Genomic DNA, 22,073 nt, shown 5'->3' with positions numbered 1-22,073 from the left:
ACGCGTCAGGCTACCAAGCCGGCCTCGTGGGCGATGATCGCGGCCTGCACCCGGTTGCGCACGTCGAGACGGGTGAGGATGGCGCTGACGTACGCCTTCACCGTGCCCTCCACGATGTGCAGCCGTCTGGCGATCTCCGCGTTGGACAGGCCGGCGCCGAGCAGGGCGAGCACCTCGCGCTCCCGCTCGGTCAGCGCCTCGACCCGGTCGCGGGCCGCCGCGCCGCGTGACACGCGCCCGGCGGCGAGCTGGGTGATGACGCGCTGGGCGACCTTGGGCGACAGGTACGCGGCGCCGCCCGCGACGGCGTGGACGCCGGCGATCAGCTCCCGCGGGTCGCCCGACTTGAGCAGGAAGCCGCTGGCGCCCACGTCGATGGCCTTGGCGATGTAGTCGTCCTCGCCGAACGTGGTGAGCATCACCACGGCCGTCCCCGGCGCCGCCCGGCGGATCTCGGCGGCGGCGCCCAGCCCGTCGAGCCTGGGCATGCGGATGTCCAGGAGGGCCACGTCCGGGTGGTGGCTGATGGCCAGGTCCACCGCCTCGCGGCCGTCCCCCGCCTCGGCCACCACGGCGAGCGTCGGATCGGTGGCGAGGATGGCCCGCACCCCGGCCCGGATCATGGCCTCGTCGTCAGCCAGGAGCAACCGGATCATTCCCCTATAGTGCCGCACATGGCACAGGTGAAGCTTTACGGGCGCAGGGACGTGTGGGCGGGACGGCAGCGCGAGGTGTCCGACCTCGTCCACTCCTGCCTGGTGGAGGCGTGGGGGCTGCCGGAGGAGAAGAGGTTCCACCGGTTCCTGCTGCTGGACGCGGACGACCTCATCTGCCCGCAGCGCGGCGACGGCTACCTGATCATCGAGGTGCTCTGCTTCACGGGGCGCAGCGACGAGGCCAAGCGGGCGCTCATCCGGGCGATCTACGACAGGTGCCCGTACCCCGCCGATGACGTGGAGATCACCATCGTCGAGATGCCCAAGGTCAACTGGGGCATCCGCGGGGTGCCGGCGGACGAGCTGTCCCTGCCGTACAAGGTGGAGGTCTGACGGAAGGGCGGACGTCGCCCGTCACGACCTCGTAAGGGTTGCCCCGGGTCGCGAGCTCTACGGTCGGTCACATGAAGATCGCCCTGGAGGCGGCATGACCACCATCGTGACCATCGCCAAGGAGCCGGTGGCCGGGCGGGTCAAGACCCGCCTCACCCCGCCGCTGAGCCCGGCCCAGGCCGCGCTCCTCGCCGAGGCGGCGATCGAGGACACCCTGCGGACCGTCGCCGCCACTCCCGCCGGTCAGCGGGTGCTGGCCCTGGACGGGCTGCCCGGGAGCTGGCTGCCGCCCGGCTTCGTGGTGATCCCCCAGCGCGGGACCGGTCTGGACGAGCGGCTGGCCGCCGCCTTCGCCGACTGCCGGCGGCTCCGGCCGGAGCCGGTGGTGCTCATCGGCATGGACACCCCGCAGGTGACCCCCGGCCTGCTGCGCGACGCGGCGGAGGCGCTGACGGAGTGTGACGCGGTGTTCGGCCCGGCCGCCGACGGGGGGTTCTGGCTGCTGGGGTTGCGGCGGCCCGATCCGGGGCTGCTGCTGGGCGTGCCCATGTCGCGGCCGTACACCGGGGCCGCGCAGCTCGAACGGCTCTCCCGGGCCGGGCTGGCGGTGCGGCGCCTGCCCGAGCTGACCGACGTGGACACCGCGGCCGACGCCTTCCGGGTGGCCGCGGAGACACCGGCCTCCCGGTTCGCCGCGACGCTGCGCGGGCTGGCGGGCTCCCCCGAGGCACGGGTCACCGAGGCACGGGCCACCGAGGCGGGCGCGCTGCGATGATGGGAGAGATCTACGCCGACGCCCTCGGCGGCGCCCCCGTCGAGATCGAGCACGTCGACGGGGCCCGCGCCGTCCTGGAGGCCGCCCGCTGGCTGGCGCCCATGGACGGCGACGAGGCCATGCTGCGCCGGTGCGCCGGCCCGACCCTGGACATCGGGTCCGGCCCCGGGCGGCTCACCGTCGCGCTCAACCGCCGCGGCGTCGCGGCCCTGGGCATCGACATCACGCCCCACGCCGTACGACTGACCCGCCGGGCGGGCGGCTTCGCCCTGCTGCGCAGCGTGTTCGACGAGCTGCCCGGCAGCGGCCGGTGGGAGACGGCACTGCTCGCCGACGGCAACATCGGCATCGGCGGCCACCCGAACGTCCTGCTGCGCAGGGTCAGGGAGCTGGTACGGCCCGGCGGCGAGGTCATCGTCGAGGTGGAGCCGCCGGGCGTGGCCAGCCGGGTCGAGCGGGTGCGGCTGCGCCGCGGGAGCACCGTGGGCGAGTGGTTCGGGTGGGCGGTGGTGTCGGCCGACGACATCGCGCGGGTCGCCCGCTCCAGCGGCTTCGCCCTGGCCGACTGCTGGGAGGAGCTGGGGCGCTGGTTCGCCGGCCTGCGCTGAAGCCCGGAGCCCGTCATCCCATGCTGCCCAGCACCACGGCCCCGGCCCCGAGCGCGAGCGCCAGCGGGACGGCCCACCACCGGGGCGCGGGCCCCGCACGCAGAACCCTCACCCCGTACGGGACCAGCGCCACGCACAGCCCGGCGACGGCCAGGACCGACATCGGGCCGGTCCCCTTGAGCACCCCGATCGGCAGCGCCGTCATCAGCCCGAGGGCGACGCTCGGCACGAGCCCCAGCGTCCCGGCCCGCCACAGGCCGGCAGCCAGCACGGCCCAGCCGAAGAGCACCGCCATGTTGAACGGCTGGAAGACGTGGAACGCGCCGTAGGCGTCGGCCACGGCCCGCTGCGCGGAGGCCAGGCCCTGGACGTCCACGAGCTGGAGGGCCAGGTGGCTCACCCCGGCGTGGAAGGCGCGGGCGAACAGGCCGCACAGCACCATCACCCCGCCGCAGAGCACCAGGCGGGAGGCGGGCGAGCGCCGGACCAGCCCGAGCACACCGGGCCAGAGCAGGACGCTCCCGAGGGCGAAGCACCCGTACGAGGCGGACATCAGGGTGGGGGCGTCGGCGAAGGCGGCGAGCTGGGCGGGGAAGAAGCCGTCGTACTCGACGCGGAGCAGCACGCCGGCGAGCATGAGGACGGGCGCGAGAACCAGGCTCACGCCTTCGGCCCAGCGGCCGGGGAAGTCGGTCATGGGTACGATCCAAGCCGCCGACAGGCTCCGTATCACTGGGGCAGGGGCGAGGGTCAGGGGTAGACCTGGGTGGACGGTATGGTCCGACTCATGAGCACTCACTATGACGTCGTCGTTCTCGGCGCGGGTCCCGGAGGGTACACGGCCGCGGTCCGCGCCGCCCAGCTCGGGCTGCGCGCAGCGGTCATCGAGGAGAAGTACTGGGGTGGCGTCTGCCTGAACGTGGGCTGCATCCCCTCCAAGGCGCTGCTGCGCAACGCGGAGCTGGCTCACATCTTCCACAACGAGGCCAAGACCTTCGGCATCAGCGGCGAGGTCTCCTTCGACTACGGCGCCGCCTTCACGCGCAGCCGCAAGGTGGCGGACGGCCGGGTCAAGGGCGTCCACTACCTGATGAAGAAGAACGCCATCACGGAGTACGACGGTCGCGGCACCTTCCTGGACCCCAACTCGATCCAGGTGAACGGCGAGACGATCACGTTCGACCATTGCATCATCGCCGCCGGCGCCACCACCCGGCTGATCCCCGGCACGTCGCTGTCGGAGCGCGTGGTGACGTACGAAGAGCAGATCATGACCGGCGAGCTGCCGGGCAGCATCATCATCGCGGGCGCGGGCGCGATCGGCGTGGAGTTCGCGTACGTGCTGCACAACTACGGCGTCAAGGTGACGATCGTGGAGTTCCTCGACCGGGTGGTCCCCCTGGAGGACGAGGAGGTGTCGGCGGAGCTGGCCAAGCGCTACAAGCGGCTCGGCATCGAGATCCTCACCTCCACGCGGGTGGACGCCATCGACGACAACGGCTCCTCGGTCAAGGTCACCGTGACGCGCGACGGCCGGCAGGAGGTGCTGGAGGCCGACAAGGTGATGCAGGCGATCGGCTTCCAGCCGCGGGTCGACGGCTACGGCCTGGAGAAGACCGGCGTGGCCCTCACCGACCGGGGCGCCATCGCGGTCGACGGCCGCTGCCGGACGAGCGTGCCGCACATCTTCGCCATCGGCGACGTCACGGCCAAGCTGATGCTGGCCCACGCCGCCGAGTCCATGGGCATCATCGCGGCCGAGACCATCGGCGGCGCGGAGACCATGGAGCTCGACTACGTGATGATCCCCCGGGCGACCTACTGCCAGCCGCAGGTGGCGAGCTTCGGCTACACCGAGACGCAGGCCCGTGACCTGGGCTACGACGTGAAGGTGGCCAAGTTCCCGTTCACCGCCAACGGCAAGGCCCACGGCCTCGGTGACAGCGGCGGCTTCGTCAAGGTCATCAGCGACGGCAAGTACGGCGAGCTGCTCGGCGCCCACCTCATCGGGCCCGAGGTGACCGAGCTGCTGCCGGAGCTCACCCTGGCCCAGCAGTGGGACCTGACGGTGCACGAGGTCGCGCGCAACGTCCACGCCCACCCGACGCTCGGCGAGGCGGTCAAGGAGGCGATCCACGGCCTGGCCGGCCACATGATCAACATGTAGGGACATTCCTGACGAGATCGGTACGGCCGCCGCCGTACCGATCGTGCCTCGGCCTCTCCGGAACGTGCTCAGGCTTTGGCGACCGCCTCCCGTACGGCGGGGACGACCTCCCTGGCCCAGCGGCCGAGCAGGAGAGGGTCCGGCCCGGCGTGGCCGGCCGAGAAGAGCATGAAGCCCGACGCGCCGTGCTCCAGCACGGCCCCGGTCAGTTCCTCCACCCACTGCTCGGCGGAGCCGCCGATCCAGCGGCCGTCTCGGTCACGCGTGGCGGGCAGCGGCCGGTCGGTGATGCGCCCGGGGAAGTTGAAGACCGTGCGGATCTCGCCCGGGTCGCGGCCCACGGCCGCCGCCGCTTCGTCGATGACCGGCCGGGACGCCCGGTACCGCTCGCTGAGCCAGTCCGCCGCGTGGCCGGGGATCCAGCCGTCGGCCACCCGCCCGGTGGCGGCCAGGGACTTGCGGCCCACCGATCCGGTCCACACGGGCGGCGCGGCCACGGGAGCCGGCTCGATCTGGTTCACCTGGTAGTGGCGGCCCTGGTAGGTGACCGGGGGGCCACCGCCCGACAGCAGCTTGACCAGGGTGATCGCCTCCTCGAAGGCGTCCACGGCATCGCCCGGTGACAGCTGCGGCACCCCCATGGCGGCGATGCGCTCCCACAGCCCGCCCGCGCCCATGCCGAGCACGACGCGGCCGCCCGACAGCGCCGACAGCGACGTCACGCTCCGCGCCAGCATGGCCGGAGGCCGGGTCGGCAGGTTGGTGACGTTGGCGAAGCCCGTGATGCGCTCCGTGCGTCCCAGGATGAAGCCGAGCGCGGCGTAGGCGTCGAGGCGCTCGCCGATGTAGGGGTGGTCCGACAGCGAGAAGAGGTCGAGCCCGTCGCGGTCGGCCTCCTGGGCCATGCGCAGCAGCTCGGTCAGCTCCCCGATGCCGCTGTGCGCGCCGAAGCCGAAGAGGACTTTCCTGTCCATGGGTGTTCCGCCTTTCCGTCAAGCATGTTCAGTGGTCACCAGGCGCGGGCCTCGGGCGGCCCGGGCGGGTGTGTCGCACGTCTTCCGGTCCTTCAGGCCGCGCTGAACTGCTCGGTGAAGCGGCCGGTGAACAGGTCGGCGCCCTTGTACTCCGAGACGGTCGTGGCGGGGACGACGGCGGGACCGTCGGGTGTGGGCAGCTGGCCGGCGCCGCCGCGCGGTCCGAGCGGGAGCAGGATCATGGGGTCGGCCGCGGCCCGGTAGGTGGCCGTGGGCCGCTCGCCGCGCAGCTGGGCGATGATGTTCCGCGCCACGACCTCGGCGTGCTGCATCGCGTACCCGGCCATCTTCGCCTCGGGGACGTCGGTGATGTCGCCGATGGCGTAGACGTGCTCGTACCCGTGGATGTTGAGGGTCTCGGTGACAGGGACCTGTCCCCGCGGCGTGCGGGTCGTCAGCCGGCCGTCGGCGAGGTAGTCGCTGTTGACGCGCACGCCGTGGGCGCGGAACCAGATGTCGGCGGTGATGTCGTCGCCGCCGGTGGTGGTGACGGTGAAGGTGCGGCCTGGCCTGGCTCGGTCGCCGGCGGCGCGGTCAGGCCGGTGCCCAGCCGTAGCCGGATGTCCAGCTCGTCGAGCTGGCGGTGCAGGTCCTGGCGCAGCTCCGGCTGGAAGGCGGGCAGCAGCCGCTCGGCCGGGTCGACGACGGTCACCTGCGCCTCCCGGGGATCGACAAGGATGACGCCCGCCTCGGACTCCAGCGCCTTGGCGACCGCCGAGCCCCCGTAACCGCCGCCGATGACCGCGACTGTACGACGCATGATTCACTCCCCCACATGCAAAAACGAGTTTCAGTTCGTGACACGAACAATAATAGTTCGTCACACGAACTGCAACTCGTCTCGGGAGCTGCGGGGCGTTCTCAGTGCTCGGCGAGGGACCCTTCGCCGGGCTCCCGGAAGACGACCGGGACCTTGTTGTCCAGCACGATCCGGGCGAGCAGGCCGGCGAGCGTGTCGCGTTCGGCGGCGCCGAGCCCTTCCGTCAGCCGCTCGACGCGCCGGCAGGTCTCGACGTAGAAGTCCCTCGCGAGCCTGTCCCCGCGCCGGGTCAGCGCGACCCGCACCGCGCGCGAGTCCTGCGGGTCCGGCCTGCGCTCGACCAGGCCGTTGCGCTCGGTGCGGTCCACCAGGCCGGTCAGGCTCGACTTCGCCAGGCCCAGCATCGCGCCCAGCTCGCTCATGCCGTACGGCTGCGGCATCAGCACGCACAGCAACTGACCCTGCTGCGAGGTGAGGCCGTACTCCCGGGCCGACTCGGCGTACACGGCATTCACCAGGAACGTGGACCGCACCAGCCCGGCCACAACCCCTATCTGGCCATCGTCATCTTTAACCACTCGGCCAGGATAACATCAAAGCGCCACACAGTTCGTGAGACGAACTTTGACTTTCCAGGCCAGGAGCTGATTCAGGCCAGGAGGAGCGCAACGCCGGTGAGCACGAGAGCGGCGGCGCAGGACAGGCTGCGCACGTGGTTCCAGCGCGTCCAGCGCGGCGAGTACGCCGCCCAGTCCATGTCGCCGGCCTCCAGCGCGTTGTTCATCGGCACGTTGAGCGCGGCCGTCGTCGCCAGCGTGCCGAGCCCGTAGACGGCCGCGGCCGCCAGGCACAGGATCCCCGCCGCCGCGCTCCCGCCCGCGAGCAGGAACACCCCCGCGGCCAGCGACGCCGCCGGCGCCAGCAGGAACACCGGCAGGAACCACGGGTTGAGAATCGTCCGGTTGACGCTCCGCATGGCCGCCGTGGCCTGAGCCGGCTCGACGGCGTCGAGGGCGGGCATGACCGTGGTGGAGAAGGCGTAGAAGAGCCCGGCCATGAGCCCGTTGAACAGCAGGGAGATGATCGCGAAGGCCGTGGACATGACCTGATCATCCCAGTCTTCCGCCGGGCCGGCGCCACCGGGTGAGCCGCTACCAGGTGACGGTGGGACTCTCCTTGCCGCCGCCCCAGTCGCGCGCGCCGGTCGGCTTCCACCGCTGTCGCACGTCGTGCAGCTCCCCGACCCTGGCCACGTGGACCTTGACCGGGCCGCACATGGCGACGCCGTTGGCCGCCGGTGGGACGTCCACGCAGATGAGCGGCTGGGACGCGACGTGCTCGGCTTCGGTGTTGTAGAGCTGCACGTGGATGTTCCCGTCGCCCGCGGCCTTCTTGAGCTTGCCCTTCATGAGGATCGTGTCGCCCACCACGGCGATGCACGGCGACATCAACGCGCTCGTGCCGGGCCCCGCGGAGACCCAGGGGCGGCACTGCCATTCGGGCGTCGTGCCCCGGCTCGTGGTGTCGGTCTTGTCGGTGCCGTCGTCGGGCTTGACCTCGGTCGCGGTCTTGGAGTCGTCCGGCTCGGGCGACCGCACGCGCTCGCTGGTCCTGGTCGGCCCGGTGTCCGGCTTGTCGGCCGTCTTCCTTTTCGGCTCGGTGGACGGCGGCTCCGCGGGCACGGTCGTGCGGTCCCGCACCGGGTGCGTCTCGCCCTTCTTCGGCTCGCCGCTCTTCCCGGTGCCGGGGGTGGAGACGGGGGTGTGCGGCGTGGACCCCACGGGCAGCGACTGTACGGCCAGCGGTTGCCGGGACGCGGGGTCGTGGGACGTTCCGGACGCCGGGGCGCGCCAGGGGGCCACGACCGCGACGACGGCGGCGCTGGCGGCCAGGGCGACGGTGACGGCGCCGAGCACGGTCATCCGCCGCCGCGACCGGCCCGTGGGCGCTCCCGGACCGTGCGTGGGCTCGGTGGGCGCATGGGGCCGGCGGGGACCGGATGGTCCGGTGGTCACGGCGGGCCGGACGTGACCCGTCGCGGGCGGGGCGCCAGGCGACAAGGGCGACGGGGCGAGGGGCTCCGAGGTGACCGAGGGGGCATCGGAGCGCGAGACCGCCGGAAGCGCGGGCACGCCCGCCAGCGCCGGCCCGGCGTCCCGGAGCGCCGCCGCCACCGCTCCGGCCGGCGGCCGGGCGGCCGGGTCCTTGGCGGCGCACGCCGAGACGAGCGCCCACAGCGTGTCCGGCATCCCGGGCAGCCGCCGGGGCACGGCCATGGCGTGCTGCCGGATCAGCACCATCGGGTGGTCGCCCACGAACGGCGGCCGCCCGGCGAGCAGCTCGTACAGGATCAGCCCGAGGGCGTACACGTCCACGGCAGGCGTCGCGGCACCGCCGTCGGCCACCTCGGGCGCCATGTAGACGGGCGTGCCGATGACGGCGCTGGTCTGGGTGAGGCCGGGGCCGTGGAGGATGCGGGCCACCCCGAAGTCCGTCAGCCGTACCTGTCCGGTGGCCCGGTCGAGCAGGACGTTGCCGGGTTTGACGTCGCGGTGGACGATCCCGAGGTCGTGGGCGGCGGCCAGGGCTCCGGCCGTCTGCGCCAGCAGCCCGGCCGCCTCGGCCGGGGGCAGCGTGCCGCGCCGCTGGACCAGCGTGCGCAGATCACCGCCCTCGACGAGGTCCATCACGAGCGCGAGCCGCTCACCCTCGACGACGAAGTCGCGGATCGTGACGATGTTGGGGTGACGTAGGCTGCGCATCACCTGACGTTCCTGGACGAACCGCAGCACCAGGTCCTGGTCGGCGCTGAGGCCGTCGCGCAGCAGCTTGACCGCCACCACCTCGCCGGAGTCCCGGTGCCGCGCCCGCCACACGGTGCCCATCCCACCGGCGCCGATCTCGTCCATGAGCACGTACCCGCTGCCCAGTGAGATCTCGGGCCCGTCTGCCATCAACCGCTTTCCCCCTCCGAGAATGGAGATCACAATAGTCAGGAAGATCCCGTTGCAGAAAGATGGGCACATGCCGCCCGTCACGATCGCGCCCTTCGCCACCCACCGGCTCGACCTGCTGCCCCTGGCCGTCGAGCACGCCGCCGAGATGGCCGTGGTCCTCGCCGACCCCGCGCTGCACGCGTTCATCGGCGGTGAGCCGCTGGACGAGGACGCGCTGCGGGCCCGCTACGCGCGCCTGGCCGCCGGATCGCCCGACCCCGCCGTGTCCTGGCTCAACTGGGTGATCGGGGTGCGGGACGAGGGCCGTCTCGCCGGGTACGTGCAGGCGACCGTCACCGCGGAGTCCGTCGCCGAGGTCGCCTGGGTGGTCGGCACCGGCTGGCAGGGCCGGGGCATCGCCACCGAGGCCGCGCGCGGGCTCGTCGGCTGGCTCCAGGACGCCGGAGCGCGCACGATCGTCGCGCACGTCCACCCGGACCACGCGGCGTCGGCCGCCGTGGCCGCCTCCGCCGGCCTCTCCCCCACCGACGAGTGGCAGGACGGCGAGGTCAGCTGGGTTCACATGCCAGAACCATCGAACACGCCGGAAGTATCACACCCACGCACAGCCCGGTGACCTCTGAGATCTGAACGGGCCGTCCGGGGTACGCGCTGCACCCGATGGTGCAGCCGGGCTAGTCGCAGGTACGGGTGCTGACGGGCGTGGTGACGGTGGCGGACTGGCGGGCGTCGGAGGACACCTCCGAGGCGGTCAGCACGTACCCCGTGTCCTTCTGGCCGACGACGACGCCGAAGACCACGCCCAGCACCCGGCCGCCGGTGTCGAGCAGCGGCCCTCCGGAGTTGCCCTGCTCGACGGTGCCGCGGATCACGTAGACGTCCCGTGACACGTCGCCCTCGTGGTAGATGTCAGGGCTGAGAGCCTCCCGGCGGGCGGCGATCCTGGCCGGCTGTGGCGCGTACCCCCGCCCCTGGGGGTAGCCGGCCACGATGGCGTCGTCGCCCTTGACCGCCTCACCGTGGAAGGCGAGCAGCGGCAGCCCGGCATTCGGGACGTACAGCACCGCGATGTCCCGCCGCGGGTTGAAGCGCACCACCGTGGCGGGGCGCGCCTGCCCGGTGTGGTCGATGACCTGGAGGGCCGTGTCCACGCCCGCGACGACGTGCGCGTTCGTCATGACGTGGTCGGGCGCGAACACGAACCCGGTGCCCTCGATCTGCTTGGCGCAGGAGCTCGCCGTGCCCCGCACCTGGACGATCGCGGCCCGCGCCTGCTGGAGCCCGGCGCCGCCGAGCACCGCCGGGTCGGGCGGCTCCACGTCCACGACGTCGCCCCGGATGGCGTCGAGCACGGGCGGGAATTCGGACCGGTCAATGAATTTCTTGAACGGTTTCTGCCAGGCTCTCACGCCGTCCGGCATGGCGCCGTCCACGGTGGACAATAACAACGAGCCGCGAATCTGCTCCACGACCGGCGTGAATGTGCTGGCGACCAGCAGGCTGCCCACCATCCAGGAAATGACGAGCACCGACAGCACCCCGGCTATTGTGCCGCCCACCGCGTCCACCACCTTGGCCGGCGGCCGCCGTACATATGAACGCACCACGGCGCCCAGGGTGGACGAGAGGAGCTGGCCCAGCAGGGCCGCCACCAGCACGACCACCACCGCGACCAGCGCCTGCATGACGTCCCCGTCGACCAGGGCGCCGGCGATCGGCGGCGCCACGTACACGCCGAACACGCATCCGCCGACGAAACCGACGAAGCTCATCACCCCGAGGATGAATCCCTGCCGATAACCCGAGAAGCCGAATGCGACCGCCATGGCGAGCAGAACGAGATCCAGCAGATCACCACGCACGCGGCCAAGGAAACCACAGGCTCATCCCCTTTCCCAGCCTCGTTCTCCCGCGGCACGGGCGGCCCGGGAAAAGGGACGGAGAAAAGGACGCCGTTTCCGGCGATTTCGGCTGCGGGCTCAGCCGCCGAACATCGCGACGGCCTCGCGCCCGTGCTTCTGGTTCTCCTCGACGTACGGCCTGAGCTCGTCCTCGTACGCGCGGAAGGCGGCGGCGTGGTCGCCGGCCGACGCGGCCAGGTGCCGCGCCAGCGCGTGCGCTCCGATGAGGGCCTGGGAGGTGCCCATGCCCGAGGTCGGCGCGGCGCAGTGTGCCGCGTCGCCCACCAGCACGATCCGGCCGTCCGACCAGAGGTCCATCTCCACCTGGCACGCGGAGGAGAAGAGGAAGTCGGACGCCCCGTCCATCTCCTCCAGCAGGCGCGGCACCACCCAGCCCGCGCCCGCCAGCCTCTCCCGGACGATCTCCTGCTGCCGGTCGCGCTCCAGCAGGTCGAGCGCCGCCGAGTCGGTGGCGAAGGACAGGCTGACCGTCATCCGGTCGGCGTCGGCCGCGCTGAACAGGTAGACGGCCCTGCCGGGAGCGCTGTGCAGCAGTCCCGCGTGGTCCAGGCCGAGGTGGTTGGCCGTGGTGAAGCCCACTCCGGACATGCCGAGGTGGCGGACGAACCGGTCGTGCGGGCCGAACGCCAGCCGCCGCACCGTGGAGTACACGCCGTCGGCGCCGACGACGAGGTCGAAGGTGGCGGCCTCGCCCCGCTCGAACCCGACGTGGACACCGGTGTCGTCCTGCTCGATCCGGTCGATCGAGTCGCCGAACACGTACCGGACGTCCGCCTCGGTGATGCGGTGCAGGATGCGGGTCAGCTCCCGCTTCGGCACCTCCAGGTCACCGGCGAACGCCTCGACGGGCAACTCGCCGACCTTCCGCCCCTCCTCGTCCACCAGGTCGGTGCCGCGCATCCCGGTCTCGCAGCCGCGCACCTCGTCGAGGATGCCCATCCCCTCCAGGACGTCGAACGCGGCGCCGCGGAAGTCGACCGCGTACCCGCTGTCGCGCAGGACGGGCGCGCGCTCCACCACCGTCACCTCGTGACCATGACGGTTCAGCCAGTACGCCAGAGCAGGCCCGGCGACACTGGCGCCGGAGACGAGGACCTTCACGTTCATGCTCCTTCAGGGATACCGACAAGGCCCCCAGCATGGAATACCGTGCGCAACCGCAACAATGACAAAGTTCGCACCACACCATCAACACCGACTTAACGATCCAGAGGGATCATGGAGCTTCGCGACATCGAGATCTTCCTGACGCTGGCCGAGGAGCTGCACTTCGGGCGCACGGCCGAGCGGCTGCGCCTCACCCCGGCCCGCGTCAGCCAAGCGATCAAGAAGCAGGAACGCAGCCTCGGCGGCCTGCTCTTCGAGCGGACCAGCCGCACCGTGCGGCTGACCCCCCTCGGCCGCCAGCTCCGCGACGACCTCCAGCCGATCCGCCTCGCCCTGCGCGAGACCATGCGGCGGGCCAGGGCCACCGCCACCGGCACCGCTGCCACGCTGCGGATCGGCATGATGTCCGGCAACCTGCATGACCTGCGCCCCTACTGGGACGCCTTCCGCGCCCGCCACCCGAGGTGGGAGCTGCAGTTCCGGCACGCCCCGTTCGTCGATCCCTTCGGCGGGCTGCGCAGGGGCGAGGTGGACGTGCTAGTGACCTGGTCGCACATCGAGGAGCCGGACCTGACCGTGGGGCCGGCACTCCACAGCGAGCGCAGGGTGCTGGCCGTGGCGGCCGGTCACGAGCTGGCCGGACGGCCTTCCGTCACGCTGGAGGCCCTGGCCGACTTCCAGCACTCCGGGGCCGTATCGGTCCCCGACTACTGGGAGGCCGGCTATGTCCCCTTCCACACCCCCTCCGGACGCCCCATCGAACGCGGCCCTGCCGGCACGAGCGCCGAGGCGGTCCTGACGCTGGTCAGCAGCGGCGAGGTCGTCAACATCTTCCCCGCCCACGCCTCCCGCTACTGGGCCCGGCCCGACATCGTCTGGCTGCCCGTCACCGACATGGACCCGTTCACCTCCAGCCTGGCGTGGCGGGGCGAGGCGGAGAACGACGTCATCCGCGCCCTGGCCGACGTGGTCCGCGACCTGGGCGTACCAGGAGCACTGTGACGCGGTCAGCCGCCTATCGCCAGGGCCGCGTGGAGCGACCCTTGCTCGTCCAGACGGCGGAGCATGCAGTCGGCCAGGTCGGCCCTCGACACCCGGAGGCGCCGCGCACGCGGTCGATCGCGCTGCGGTAGGAGCCGGTACGCGGCCCCTCGGTGAGCGGCGGCGGGCGGACGATCGTCCAGTCGAGCCCGCTCGCCCGGACGACGTCCTCCATGCGGAGCATGTCGGCGAAGGGGTTGCGCGGCACCCGGCCGAGAACGGGCTTGAACACCAGGCGGGTCACGGGGCCGTCGCCCTCGGTGATCATGCCGTTGGCGGTGACCACGACCAGCCGCCGCGCCCCCTCGGCCGCCGTCGCCCTGACAATGGAGATGGTGCGTCGGCGCAGATCGTGGTGGGCGCGCGCCCCTGCGGCCCGAGCGCGGACACCACCGCGTCCCGTCCCGCGACGGCCGGACGGAGGTCGTCCGGGTTCATGACGTCCGCCCGGAGCACGGTCAGGCGGGGACCGTATCGGGGCGAGCCTCGCCGGGTCGCGGACCACGGCCGTCACGTCGTGGCCGGCCTCCAGCGCCTGCTCGACCACTCGCCGCCCGGTGCGGCCGGTGGCTCCGAAACAGTGATCCTCATCTCGGCCCCCATGGTTGGTTGATGATCACTAACTTCGCCAGGATGGGTGGACGCCTCCCGCCCTGTCAGCTCCGGGCGGGTCAGTCGTCCAGCACCGTCAGGTCGAGGGCGTTCAGCCGGTCCGGGTCCGACAGCACGTCGACGGCGGCGATCTGCCCGCCCGCGACGGTGAAGGCCATGACCGAGATCGGCCGCTCCTGAGCGACGACGACGATCCCGGCGGCGCCGTTGATCAGCGCCGGCCGCGCGAACGGCGAGAGCCGGCCGAACGTGACCGCCTGCGCGGCCACCGCCCGCGCACCGGAGATCAGGACCGTCTGGCGGGCCCGCGCGGTGCCGCCGTCGGAGCGCAGCACGACGTCCGGGTGCAGCACCGAGACCAGCGCGTCGAAGTCGCCGTCGCGGGCGGCGGCCAGGAACGCGTTCACGACGTCCCGCTGGCGGCCGAGGTCGGGGTCCGGAGAGGGCGCCTGCCCTTGCACCCGGCGGCGGGCCCTGCTGGCGAGCTGCCGCGCCGCGGCCGGCGACCGCTCGATCATCGGGGCGATCTCCTCGAACGGCACGGCGAACATGTCGTGCAGCACGAACGCCAGCCGCTCCGCGGGCGTCAGCGTCTCCAGCACCACCAGCATCGCCAGCCCGACCGAGTCGGCCAGCACCGCCTGGCGCTCCGGGTCCGCACCGTCCTCGGAGCTGATGATCGGATCGGGGACGCGCACCTCAAGGGGGTCCTCGCGCCGATGCTCGCGCGAGCGCAGCGCGTTCAGGCACACCCGGGCCACCACCGTAGTCAGCCACGCCCCGAGGTTCTCCACCTCGCTGGTGTCGGCCCGGTTGAGCCGTAGCCAGGCGTCCTGCACGGCGTCCTCCGCCTCGCTCACCGAGCCGAGCATCCGGTAGGCGACCGCTCGCAGCTGAGGCCGGTGCTCCTCGAAACGATCCGTCAGCCAGTCCTGCCCGTCGGCCCTGGTGTCCACCGTGTCACGTTCCTTCCTCGCGGGGTTCGTAACGGTAGACCCGCGAGAACCGGCCGATGTGACGGAGCCTTTCCCGTCGCCTCCCATCCACCGATCGGTGGATGTCCACGGCGTCGTACGTCGGCGACTCTTCTGCCATGGCAGTCATCGAGATCAACGACCTGCGCAAGACGTTCAGGAGCGGCACGGCGGTGGACGGCGTCTCCCTGACCGTGGAGCGAGGCGAGATCTTCGCGATCGCCGGCCCCAACGGAGCGGGGAAGACCACGATCGTGGAGTGCGCGTCCGGGCTGCGGCGGCCGGACGGCGGCACCCTCCGCGTCCTGGGCCTGGACCCGCACCGCGACCGGCGCGAGTTGCTCCAGCGCATCGGCGCCCAGCTGCAGGAGGCCGCCCTGCCCGACGCGATCAAGGTCGGCGAGGCCCTGCGGATGTACGCCTCCCTCTACCGCAAGCCGGCCGACTGGGCGGCCCTCATGGACGAGTGGGGCCTGGCGGACAGGAGGAACGCCCGCTTCGCCGATCTGTCCGGCGGCTGGAAGCAGCGGCTGTTCATCGCCCTGGCCCTGGTCGGCGCCCCGGACGTCGTCTTCCTCGACGAGCTCACGACCGGCCTGGACCCCGACAGCCGCCGCACCACCTGGGGCCTGATCCGGGACATACGCGAGCGCGGGGTCACCGTCGTGCTCGTCACCCACTTCATGGACGAGGCCGAGGCGCTCTGCGACCGCATGGCGATCGTCGGCCGGGGCCGCGTCATCGCCGAGGGGACCCCGCGCGAGCTGATCGCCGAAGCGGGGGCCGGCTCTCTGGAGAACGCCTACTTCGCACTGACGGGAAGGGCCGGAGGAGAAAGCGCATGAGAGGTTTCACGCACGTCATCGCGGTCGAGCTCAAGCTGATCATGCGTGATCCGATGTCGGGGTTCTTCGCCCTGGCCTTCCCGGTGATCATGCTGTGGGTCAAGCTCCGCGGCGGGAACAAGCCCCTGCCCGGCGGGGTGCCAGTCGTGGACGCCACGGTGCCGATGCTCATCGTCTTCGTCATCGGCCTGGCCGCCCTGGTCGTCCTTCCCGCCACGCTGGCCCAGTACCGGGAGCGGCGCGTGCTGAAACGGCTCCGCGTCACGCCGGCCTCGCCCGCGATGCTGTTCGGCGCCCAGTGGGTTGCCCACATGCTGCTGGCGGTGCTCGGCACGGCCCTGCTGACGCTCATCGGGCTGACCGCCTACGGGCTGACCGCGCCCGCGGACCCCGGGAGCGTGCTGCTGGCATGGCTGCTGGGCGCGCTGAGCCTCGGCGCCATCGGTCTCCTCGTCGGCTCGCTCGTCCCGAGTGGCCGCACCGCGACCGTGATCGGGCTGAGCGTGTTCTTCCCGATGGTCTTCCTGTCCGGCGCCGTCATTCCCCGCGAGACCATGTCCGGCCCGATGCGCGCCATCGGCGACCTGACCCCCATGGCGCCCGCCGTCCAGGCGATCCGCGACGGATGGGCCGGCGCCCCGGTGTCCCCGGCTACCCTGGGCGTCATGGTCGCGGTATTCGCCGTCTTCGGCGGCGTCGCCCTCAGGACCTTCCGATGGTGATCGCCGGCGACGCGGTCGTCTCCCGCTGGGACCGCGTCCAGGCCGCCGTGCCGTACCTGCTCGTCCTGATCCCGGCGGTTTTCGCCCTGCTGCGGGAGTGGCGGCCGGAGGTGCTGGCGCCGGCGCTGTTCGCCGCGGCCTGGCACTGGCTGATGGTGACCTCGCACCCCGCCCGGACCTCACGGCCGGCGCTCGTGACGGTCTACTTCGTCGTGCTGCTCGCCACCGTCGGGACGCTGGTCCGGCTCGACACCGTGTTCACGGTGACCGGCATAGGAGTTTTCGTCCAGTGCTTCGCCCTACTGCCCGGCTGGTGGGCGTACGGAGGGGTGGCCGTGACGGTCGGGGTGCTGATCGCCTCCCGCCCGCAGACCGGGCGGACACCGAGCGAGCTGTTCCTCTCCTTCGTCGTCGGGGTCGTGGTCGCCTCCACCGTCGGCCTGATCATCCACACCATCGCCGACCAGAGCGAGAAGCGCCGGACGATGATCGCGCAGCTGAGGGAGACGGGCGCCAAGCTGGCCGCGCTCGCCGAGGAGAACGTGAGCCTGCAGGCCCAGCTCCTGATCCGGGCCCGTGAGGCCGGCGTGCTCGGGGAGCGGCAGCGGATGGCCAGGGAGATCCACGACACCCTCGCGCAGGGCCTGACCGGGATCCTCACCCAGTTGGAGGCCGCCGACGAGGCGCTCGGCGACGTGCCGGCCACCCGCTCGCGCCTGGACACGGTACGCGCCCTGGCCAGGGAGAGCCTGACCGAGGCCCGGCGGTCGGTCCAGGCGCTGCGCCCGGCGCCGCTGGACGAGGCCCAGCTTCCGGCCGCCCTGCACGACGTCGCCGCGCGATGGTCGCGGAGCAGCGGCGTGCCCGCCTCGGTGACCGTCACCGGCGAGGCCCGGCCGCTGCACACGGAGGTGGAGGCCACCCTGCTCCGGGTGGCCCAGGAAGCGCTGGCCAACGCCGCGAAGCACGCCTCGGCGGGCCGGGTCGGCCTCACCCTGTCGTACATGGAGGATGTCGTGGCCCTGGACGTGCGCGACGACGGGTCCGGCTTCGTCCCCGAGGAGACGAACCCCCTCAACGGGGGCGGCTTCGGCCTCGTCGCGATGCAGCAGCGCGTCACCCGCCTCGCCGGGACCTTCGCGATCGAGACGGCCCCCGGCCAGGGAACCGGCGTCTCCGCCACCGTTCCCGCCATCCCCGCCGGCTCCGGCCGGGGCTGGTGAGCCGTGCCGGTCCGTATCGTCGTCGTGGACGACCATCCCGTCGTACGCGACGGGCTGCGTGAGATCTTCGCCGCCTCCGACGACTTCGAGGTCGTCGGCGAGGCCGCCGACGGGGCCGAGGCGCTCGTGGTGGCCCTGCGCACCAGGCCCGACGTCGTGCTGCTGGACCTGCGCATGCCGAAGATGGGCGGGGCTGAGGTCATCCGCCGTCTGCGCGAGCAGGCGCCCGGCATCCGGGTGCTGGTCCTGACCACCTTCGACGACGACGCCGACGTCCTGCCGGCGATCGAGGGGGGCGCCACCGGGTACCTGCTCAAGGACACCCCGCGGGCCGACCTGCGCCGCGCCGTGCTGGCGGCGTCCCGTGGGGAGACGGTGCTGTCCCCGGTCGCGGCCGGAGCGCTGACGCGGAGGGCCCGCGCGCCGGAGCCGCGGACGCTGAGCCGCCGGGAGCTGGAGGTGCTCGCGCTCATCGCCCGCGGCGCGACCAACCGTGAGGTGGCCGGGCAGCTGTTCATCACGGAGGCGACGGTCAAGACGCACCTGCTGCACGTCTTCGCCAAGCTGGAGGTCGGTGACCGGGCGGCGGCGGTCGCTGCCGCCTACGAGACGGGCCTGCTCAGGCCGTCCCCCGGCGGCTGACGGAAGCCCGCGGGTAGCGAGCCCTCGATCACGCCAGGCGCGGGAGCAGCAACTGCCCGATGGACACGACGCCGACTCCGAGGACGAGGACGCGCAGCACCGGAGGCTTCAGACGGCGGCCCGCCGTGGCCCCGATCTGGCCGCCCAAGGCGGAACCGCCGGCGAGGAGCGCGACGGCCGTCCAGTCGAAGTCCGCGACGACGAGGAAGAGGAGGGCGGCGACGGTGTTCACGACGGCGACCAGGACGTTCTTGACGGCGTTGAGGCGCTGCGCGCTGTCGTCGAGGAGCATGCCCATGAGCGCCATGTAGATGATGCCCTGGGCGGCGGCGAAGTAGCCGCCGTAGACGCTCGCCAGCGTCAGCCCCGACGACAGCAGCAGGCCACCGCCGCGGTGGCCGGGCTCGCCCGTCACCTCGCGGCGACGCCGCACGTGCCTGCTGATGCGGGGCTGGAGGACGACCAGGATGAGCGCGAGAGCCACCAGGGCGGGCACGACGCTCTCGAACGCCGTGCTGGGCAGGGTCAGCAGGAGAATGGCACCCGCGAGCCCGCCGATCCCGGCGCCGACGCCGAGCCGCGCGACCCGCCGTCCCTGCCCGGCCAGCTCCCTCCGGTAGCCGATGGCCCCGCTGACCGAGCCGGGGATCAGTCCGAGCGCGTTCGAGACGGTGGCGGTCACGGGCGGCAGGCCGACGGCGAGGAGAACGGGAAAGGTCACCAGCGTGCCCGAGCCGACGACGGTGTTGACGGCCCCGGCGATGACGCCGGCCCCCAGGACGGCGAGCATCTCCGGCGGCGTCACGCCGCACACCCGTTGACGACTCCGTCGGCGGGCAGCGGACCGTCAGCACGAGGGCTCATGCTCTGGAGCGTAGGGACAGGACGCTTCGGCCTGCGCCGAAGCGTTCCCGCCCCCTCCCGGCGCGCTTCTACACCACCGCCCCCGGTCCCTCGCGGGTCCGGCGCACCCGCGGCTTGGGCGGTTCGGGTGGCGGCTGCTTGCTGCGCCGTTCCAGCTCGATCGCCAGCGGCCCGGCCACGAACGAGGAGGACGCCGTTCCGGCCACGATCCCGATGAGCAGCGCGATGGCGAAGTCGCGCAGCGAATCGCCGCCGAAGACCGCCAGCGCGGCGAGGATGAACAGCGCGCCGAGTCCCGTGTTGAGCGTGCGGGGCACGGTCTGCAGGATCGCGTCGTTGACGACGTCGGCGAACGGCGCCCGCCGCCGCGCGCTCCACAGCTCGCGCACCCGGTCGAAGACCACCACCTTGTCGTTGATCGAGTACCCGATGACGGTGAGCATGGCGGCCAGGAAGACGCCGTCGATGGGCTTGCCCAGCCAGGCGAAGACGCCCACGACGGCGGCCGTGTCGACCACCAGGGCGAGCACCGCCGCCGTGCCGAACGTCCACCTGAACCTGACCGCCAGGTAGACCATCTGGGCGGCGAGCGCCACGCCGAGCGCGATGACCGCGTTGCGGCGCAGCTCCTCGCCCAGGCTGGGGCCGATCAGCTCGTCGCGCTGCTTGGTCACCTCGCCGAGCTTGCCGTCGAGCGCCCGCTCGATACCGGCCACGTCGTCGGCGCTGATCTGACCGGCGCGCACGGTGACGAGGTCGCCGGAGGACTGCCCGGCGTTCTGCCCGGTGATCTGCACGGTCGCCGTCGGGTGCCCGGCCTCGGCCACCGCCCGGCGGGCCGTCTCGGCGGTCACCGGCTCGGTGGCGGCGAACTCGACGATCCGGCCGCCGGTGAACTCCACACCGAAGTTCAGGCCGTGCACGGCCGGACCGGCGACGGCGACGGCCACCAGCGCGGCGGCGACGGCCAGCCAGAGCCTGCCGCGGGCCATGAGCCGCACGTCACGCCGGTTCACCCAGGCCCGTACCCGGCCCTCGCTGCCCAGCCCCGACGCCCGGGCGCCCATCCTGCCGATCAGGAGGTGGGTGAGGACGCGGGTGATGAGCATCGCCGAGATCAGCGAGGCCAGCACGCCGATGGCCAGGGTCACGCCGAATCCGCGCACCGGCCCGGAGGCGAGCCAGAACAGCAGCCCGGCGGCCAGCAGCGTGGTGATGTTGGAGTCGGCGATGGCGCTCCAGGCGTTCCTGAAGCCCCGGTCGAGTGCGGCGCCCAGGCCGCGCCGGGGCGAGCGGCCGTACTCCTCCCTGGCCCGCTCGAACACCAGCACGTTGGCGTCCACCGCCATGCCGATGGCCAGCACGAACCCGGCCAGTCCGGGCAGGGTGAGCGTCGCGCCGAGCGCGAGCAGGGCCGCGTACGAGAGGAGCCCGTAGACGGCGAGGGCGATGGCGGCGAGCAGCCCCACCAGCCGGTAGACGGCGACGATGAACGCCGCCGTGAGGAGCACGCCCGCGACGCCCGCCTTGGCGCTGGCCTCGATGGCCTGCGAGCCGAGCGTGGGGCCGACGGTCCGCTGCTCGATCAGCTCCATGGGGACGGGCAGCGACCCGCCCTTGATGAGCACGGCGAGGTTCTGCGCCTCCTCGGGCGTGAACGAGCCGGTGATCTGCGTGGATCCGCCCTGCATGCCTGCCTGGCAGGGTACGGACGCGTCCACCTGGGGCGAGGAGATGATCTCCTTGTCCAGGACGATGGCCAGCCGGCGCTTGGGATCGCCGACCTGCTCGCAGGCGAGGGCGCCGGTGAGCCGCTGCCAGGCGGCGGGGTCGCGGAAGTCGACCGTGACGAACCAGCCGGGGCCCTGCTGCGGATCAGTGCGGGCGGCGGCGTCCGTCACGCCGTCGCCGGTGATCGCGGCTGCGCCGAGCGAGAGCCGCTGCCCCGACTCGTCGGCAACGGCTTGGGCGTCGCCCGCGTCGGCCTGGCCGGTGACCGGGTGGAAGGCGAGCTGCGCGGTCTTGCCGATGACCTCGGCCGCTTGGCGCGGGTCGAGCACGCCGGGCAGCTCGACGATGATCCGCCGCTCGCCCGACCTGACCAGGGTGGGATCGACGACGCCGAGCGCGTCGGCGCGGCGCCGGAGCACGTCCAGGGCCCGGTCGGTGGCGTCGGAGTCGGCCTTGGCGGTGGGCGAGTCGCGGGTCTCGAAGACGAGCTGGGTGCCGCCGCGCAGGTCGAGCCCGAGGCGCGGCGACATGGTGAAAGCGAGGATGAAAGCGGTGATCACGAGGGCACACGCGATCACCGCGCGCCACACGGGCGCACGGGACATGGAAGCCTCCACAGGCTGTCGGGAAGAAGGACGTCAGCGCGTCGTGGAGGGTGGCGCGCGAGCGCCGGCCACGCGGTGGCCCGGCCGGGGTGGGGCGGGGGGCCGGGTGGCGGTGAAGGAGGCGCGGCGCGTGGCCTGGCCCGGTTGCCAGACGGGCGGCGCGACGGCGAGCCACACCGGCAGGACCGGCGTGGCGCGTGCCGGGTGGAGGTCGGGCGGGGCAGGGTCACCCAGCCCCGCGTGGCCGGCGATGCCCGGAGCGCTCCACCAGGCGGACTGGAGTACGTGCTGGTGGGCGTTCCGATCGGCGTCGCCGTGAGCTCCGGGACCGGCGAACACGAACACCGACATCAGCAGGAGCAGGACGGCGGGCACTCTTCCGCGCACGTCTCCTCCTCACCGGACGGGTGGTGCCGGATGTGTCTCCGGGCGTCT

Annotated in this window: 24 protein-coding genes and 2 pseudogenes; 10 read left to right on the top strand and 16 right to left on the bottom strand. The window is 72.6% G+C overall.

Annotated elements, in window-relative coordinates; all coding sequences use genetic code 11:
- Positions 1-5 precede the first annotated feature (5 nt).
- Complete coding sequence (locus MTP10_RS37525) at positions 6-656, bottom strand: response regulator transcription factor (RefSeq protein ID WP_310716076.1); 651 nt, start codon at positions 654-656, stop codon at positions 6-8.
- 18 nt (positions 657-674) lie between these two features.
- Here MTP10_RS37525 and MTP10_RS37520 point away from each other — a divergent pair, with 18 nt between their 5' ends.
- The 3 genes from MTP10_RS37520 (at position 675) to MTP10_RS37510 (ending at position 2,432) form a co-directional block, all read left to right on the top strand.
- On the top strand, positions 675-1,049 hold the full coding sequence (locus MTP10_RS37520; RefSeq protein ID WP_310716074.1) for a tautomerase family protein: 375 nt from the start codon (positions 675-677) through the stop codon (positions 1,047-1,049).
- 94 nt (positions 1,050-1,143) lie between these two features.
- On the top strand, positions 1,144-1,824 hold the full coding sequence (locus MTP10_RS37515; RefSeq protein WP_310716072.1) for a TIGR04282 family arsenosugar biosynthesis glycosyltransferase: 681 nt from the start codon (positions 1,144-1,146) through the stop codon (positions 1,822-1,824).
- A complete protein-coding gene (locus MTP10_RS37510) occupies positions 1,821-2,432 on the top strand; it encodes a methyltransferase domain-containing protein (RefSeq protein WP_310716070.1) in 612 nt (203 codons plus the stop codon). The genes MTP10_RS37515 and MTP10_RS37510 overlap by 4 nt, the downstream gene beginning before the upstream one ends.
- A 13-nt stretch (positions 2,433-2,445) precedes the next feature.
- Here MTP10_RS37510 and MTP10_RS37505 read toward each other — a convergent pair whose 3' ends face one another.
- Positions 2,446-3,129 (bottom strand): hypothetical protein, encoded by a 684-nt coding sequence (locus tag MTP10_RS37505; RefSeq protein WP_310716068.1) that lies wholly within the window; start codon positions 3,127-3,129, stop codon positions 2,446-2,448.
- A 90-nt stretch (positions 3,130-3,219) separates the two neighbouring features.
- On the opposite strand from MTP10_RS37505, the gene lpdA reads away from it, so the two are divergent.
- Entirely contained in the window at positions 3,220-4,599 is a 1,380-nt protein-coding gene (gene lpdA, locus MTP10_RS37500) for a dihydrolipoyl dehydrogenase (protein WP_310716067.1), read from the top strand.
- A gap of 68 nt (positions 4,600-4,667) precedes the next feature.
- Here lpdA and MTP10_RS37495 read toward each other — a convergent pair whose 3' ends face one another.
- From MTP10_RS37495 to MTP10_RS37470, 6 genes are all read right to left on the bottom strand, one after another.
- Positions 4,668-5,573 (bottom strand): LLM class flavin-dependent oxidoreductase, encoded by a 906-nt coding sequence (locus tag MTP10_RS37495; protein ID WP_310716066.1) that lies wholly within the window; start codon positions 5,571-5,573, stop codon positions 4,668-4,670.
- Between the two features lie 92 nt (positions 5,574-5,665).
- The gene (locus MTP10_RS37490; RefSeq protein WP_310716120.1) at positions 5,666-6,088 is read right to left on the bottom strand and encodes a hypothetical protein; all 423 of its coding nucleotides are present in this window, start codon (positions 6,086-6,088) and stop codon (positions 5,666-5,668) included.
- Entirely contained in the window at positions 6,028-6,393 is a 366-nt protein-coding gene (locus MTP10_RS37485; RefSeq protein WP_310716064.1) for an NAD-binding protein, read from the bottom strand. The genes MTP10_RS37490 and MTP10_RS37485 overlap by 61 nt, the downstream gene beginning before the upstream one ends.
- 101 nt (positions 6,394-6,494) lie before the next feature.
- Entirely contained in the window at positions 6,495-6,971 is a 477-nt protein-coding gene (locus MTP10_RS37480; RefSeq protein WP_310716062.1) for a MarR family transcriptional regulator, read from the bottom strand.
- Between the two features lie 71 nt (positions 6,972-7,042).
- The gene (locus tag MTP10_RS37475; protein ID WP_310716060.1) at positions 7,043-7,495 is read right to left on the bottom strand and encodes an anthrone oxygenase family protein; all 453 of its coding nucleotides are present in this window, start codon (positions 7,493-7,495) and stop codon (positions 7,043-7,045) included.
- Positions 7,496-7,544: 49 nt separating this feature from the next.
- On the bottom strand, positions 7,545-9,347 hold the full coding sequence (locus MTP10_RS37470; protein WP_310716058.1) for a protein kinase domain-containing protein: 1,803 nt from the start codon (positions 9,345-9,347) through the stop codon (positions 7,545-7,547).
- A 70-nt stretch (positions 9,348-9,417) separates the two neighbouring features.
- Here MTP10_RS37470 and MTP10_RS37465 point away from each other — a divergent pair, with 70 nt between their 5' ends.
- Entirely contained in the window at positions 9,418-9,966 is a 549-nt protein-coding gene (locus tag MTP10_RS37465; protein WP_310716056.1) for a GNAT family N-acetyltransferase, read from the top strand.
- Positions 9,967-10,024: 58 nt separating this feature from the next.
- On the opposite strand, the gene MTP10_RS37460 is transcribed toward MTP10_RS37465, so the two are convergent.
- Both MTP10_RS37460 and MTP10_RS37455 read right to left on the bottom strand, forming a co-directional pair.
- Positions 10,025-11,212: a MarP family serine protease gene (locus tag MTP10_RS37460; protein WP_310716054.1), complete on the bottom strand. Its 1,188-nt coding sequence runs from the start codon at positions 11,210-11,212 to the stop codon at positions 10,025-10,027.
- A gap of 117 nt (positions 11,213-11,329) precedes the next feature.
- Positions 11,330-12,379, bottom strand: coding sequence for an FAD-dependent monooxygenase (locus MTP10_RS37455; protein WP_310716052.1), 1,050 nt, complete (start codon positions 12,377-12,379; stop codon positions 11,330-11,332).
- A gap of 111 nt (positions 12,380-12,490) precedes the next feature.
- Here MTP10_RS37455 and MTP10_RS37450 point away from each other — a divergent pair, with 111 nt between their 5' ends.
- The gene (locus MTP10_RS37450; protein WP_310716050.1) at positions 12,491-13,381 is read left to right on the top strand and encodes a LysR family transcriptional regulator; all 891 of its coding nucleotides are present in this window, start codon (positions 12,491-12,493) and stop codon (positions 13,379-13,381) included.
- 13 nt (positions 13,382-13,394) lie between these two features.
- Here the strand turns inward: MTP10_RS37450 and MTP10_RS42170 are convergent.
- From MTP10_RS42170 to sigJ, 3 genes and pseudogenes are all read right to left on the bottom strand, one after another.
- A pseudogene (locus MTP10_RS42170) lies at positions 13,395-13,724 on the bottom strand (NAD(P)H-binding protein); the annotation flags it as partial.
- Positions 13,685-13,967: pseudogene (locus MTP10_RS42165) on the bottom strand (NAD(P)-dependent oxidoreductase). The pseudogenes MTP10_RS42170 and MTP10_RS42165, both read right to left, overlap by 40 nt.
- Before the next feature lie 124 nt (positions 13,968-14,091).
- Complete coding sequence (gene sigJ, locus MTP10_RS37440; RefSeq protein WP_310716049.1) at positions 14,092-14,988, bottom strand: RNA polymerase sigma factor SigJ; 897 nt, start codon at positions 14,986-14,988, stop codon at positions 14,092-14,094.
- A 137-nt stretch (positions 14,989-15,125) separates the two neighbouring features.
- On the opposite strand from sigJ, the gene MTP10_RS37435 reads away from it, so the two are divergent.
- Genes MTP10_RS37435 through MTP10_RS37420 form a run of 4 tightly spaced genes read left to right on the top strand, consistent with a single transcriptional unit; the run spans position 15,126 to position 18,438 of the window.
- Entirely contained in the window at positions 15,126-15,851 is a 726-nt protein-coding gene (locus MTP10_RS37435) for an ABC transporter ATP-binding protein (RefSeq protein WP_310716047.1), read from the top strand.
- Positions 15,848-16,573, top strand: a complete 726-nt coding sequence (locus MTP10_RS37430) for an ABC transporter permease (protein WP_310716046.1) — start codon at positions 15,848-15,850, stop codon at positions 16,571-16,573. The genes MTP10_RS37435 and MTP10_RS37430 overlap by 4 nt, the downstream gene beginning before the upstream one ends.
- Entirely contained in the window at positions 16,567-17,796 is a 1,230-nt protein-coding gene (locus MTP10_RS37425) for a sensor histidine kinase (RefSeq protein ID WP_310716045.1), read from the top strand. The genes MTP10_RS37430 and MTP10_RS37425 overlap by 7 nt, the downstream gene beginning before the upstream one ends.
- 3 nt (positions 17,797-17,799) lie before the next feature.
- Positions 17,800-18,438 carry a response regulator transcription factor gene (locus MTP10_RS37420; RefSeq protein WP_310716044.1) on the top strand — a complete coding sequence of 213 codons (639 nt, stop codon included), beginning with the start codon at positions 17,800-17,802 and terminating at the stop codon, positions 18,436-18,438.
- A 28-nt stretch (positions 18,439-18,466) separates the two neighbouring features.
- Here the strand turns inward: MTP10_RS37420 and MTP10_RS37415 are convergent, their stop codons facing one another.
- The 3 genes from MTP10_RS37415 to MTP10_RS37405 form a co-directional block, all read right to left on the bottom strand.
- A complete protein-coding gene (locus MTP10_RS37415) occupies positions 18,467-19,228 on the bottom strand; it encodes a sulfite exporter TauE/SafE family protein (protein ID WP_397334572.1) in 762 nt (253 codons plus the stop codon).
- A gap of 142 nt (positions 19,229-19,370) precedes the next feature.
- Positions 19,371-21,638 carry a protein translocase subunit SecD gene (secD, locus tag MTP10_RS37410; protein ID WP_310716042.1) on the bottom strand — a complete coding sequence of 756 codons (2,268 nt, stop codon included), beginning with the start codon at positions 21,636-21,638 and terminating at the stop codon, positions 19,371-19,373.
- A 33-nt stretch (positions 21,639-21,671) separates the two neighbouring features.
- Positions 21,672-22,025, bottom strand: coding sequence for a hypothetical protein (locus MTP10_RS37405; protein WP_310716041.1), 354 nt, complete (start codon positions 22,023-22,025; stop codon positions 21,672-21,674).
- Positions 22,026-22,073 lie beyond the last annotated feature (48 nt).

The organism is Nonomuraea sp. 3-1Str (assembly GCF_031570565.1).
In the GTDB taxonomy this organism is placed as follows: domain Bacteria; phylum Actinomycetota; class Actinomycetes; order Streptosporangiales; family Streptosporangiaceae; genus Nonomuraea.
The sequence above is the reverse complement of the archived record's forward strand: the minus strand, read 5'-3'. Positions and strand labels throughout refer to the sequence as shown.

What these genes read in the sequence shown, in the direction of transcription:
- MTP10_RS37510 (WP_310716070.1), top strand. Translation starts at nt 1,821, where the DNA reads ATGATGGGAGAGATCTACGCCGACGCCCTCGGCGGCGCCCCCGTCGAG.
- MTP10_RS37470 (WP_310716058.1), bottom strand. Translation starts at nt 9,347, where the DNA reads ATGGCAGACGGGCCCGAGATCTCACTGGGCAGCGGGTACGTGCTCATG.
- MTP10_RS37505 (WP_310716068.1), bottom strand. Translation starts at nt 3,129, where the DNA reads ATGACCGACTTCCCCGGCCGCTGGGCCGAAGGCGTGAGCCTGGTTCTC.
- secD (WP_310716042.1), bottom strand. Translation starts at nt 21,638, where the DNA reads ATGTCCCGTGCGCCCGTGTGGCGCGCGGTGATCGCGTGTGCCCTCGTG.
- MTP10_RS37415 (WP_397334572.1), bottom strand. Translation starts at nt 19,228, where the DNA reads ATGCTCGCCGTCCTGGGGGCCGGCGTCATCGCCGGGGCCGTCAACACC.
- lpdA (WP_310716067.1), top strand. Translation starts at nt 3,220, where the DNA reads ATGAGCACTCACTATGACGTCGTCGTTCTCGGCGCGGGTCCCGGAGGG.
- MTP10_RS37425 (WP_310716045.1), top strand. Translation starts at nt 16,567, where the DNA reads ATGGTGATCGCCGGCGACGCGGTCGTCTCCCGCTGGGACCGCGTCCAG.
- MTP10_RS37520 (WP_310716074.1), top strand. Translation starts at nt 675, where the DNA reads ATGGCACAGGTGAAGCTTTACGGGCGCAGGGACGTGTGGGCGGGACGG.
- MTP10_RS37465 (WP_310716056.1), top strand. Translation starts at nt 9,418, where the DNA reads ATGCCGCCCGTCACGATCGCGCCCTTCGCCACCCACCGGCTCGACCTG.
- MTP10_RS37485 (WP_310716064.1), bottom strand. Translation starts at nt 6,393, where the DNA reads ATGCGTCGTACAGTCGCGGTCATCGGCGGCGGTTACGGGGGCTCGGCG.
- MTP10_RS37455 (WP_310716052.1), bottom strand. Translation starts at nt 12,379, where the DNA reads ATGAACGTGAAGGTCCTCGTCTCCGGCGCCAGTGTCGCCGGGCCTGCT.
- MTP10_RS37435 (WP_310716047.1), top strand. Translation starts at nt 15,126, where the DNA reads ATGGCAGTCATCGAGATCAACGACCTGCGCAAGACGTTCAGGAGCGGC.
- MTP10_RS37430 (WP_310716046.1), top strand. Translation starts at nt 15,848, where the DNA reads ATGAGAGGTTTCACGCACGTCATCGCGGTCGAGCTCAAGCTGATCATG.
- MTP10_RS37495 (WP_310716066.1), bottom strand. Translation starts at nt 5,573, where the DNA reads ATGGACAGGAAAGTCCTCTTCGGCTTCGGCGCGCACAGCGGCATCGGG.
- MTP10_RS37525 (WP_310716076.1), bottom strand. Translation starts at nt 656, where the DNA reads ATGATCCGGTTGCTCCTGGCTGACGACGAGGCCATGATCCGGGCCGGG.
- MTP10_RS37515 (WP_310716072.1), top strand. Translation starts at nt 1,144, where the DNA reads ATGACCACCATCGTGACCATCGCCAAGGAGCCGGTGGCCGGGCGGGTC.
- MTP10_RS37475 (WP_310716060.1), bottom strand. Translation starts at nt 7,495, where the DNA reads ATGTCCACGGCCTTCGCGATCATCTCCCTGCTGTTCAACGGGCTCATG.
- MTP10_RS37450 (WP_310716050.1), top strand. Translation starts at nt 12,491, where the DNA reads ATGGAGCTTCGCGACATCGAGATCTTCCTGACGCTGGCCGAGGAGCTG.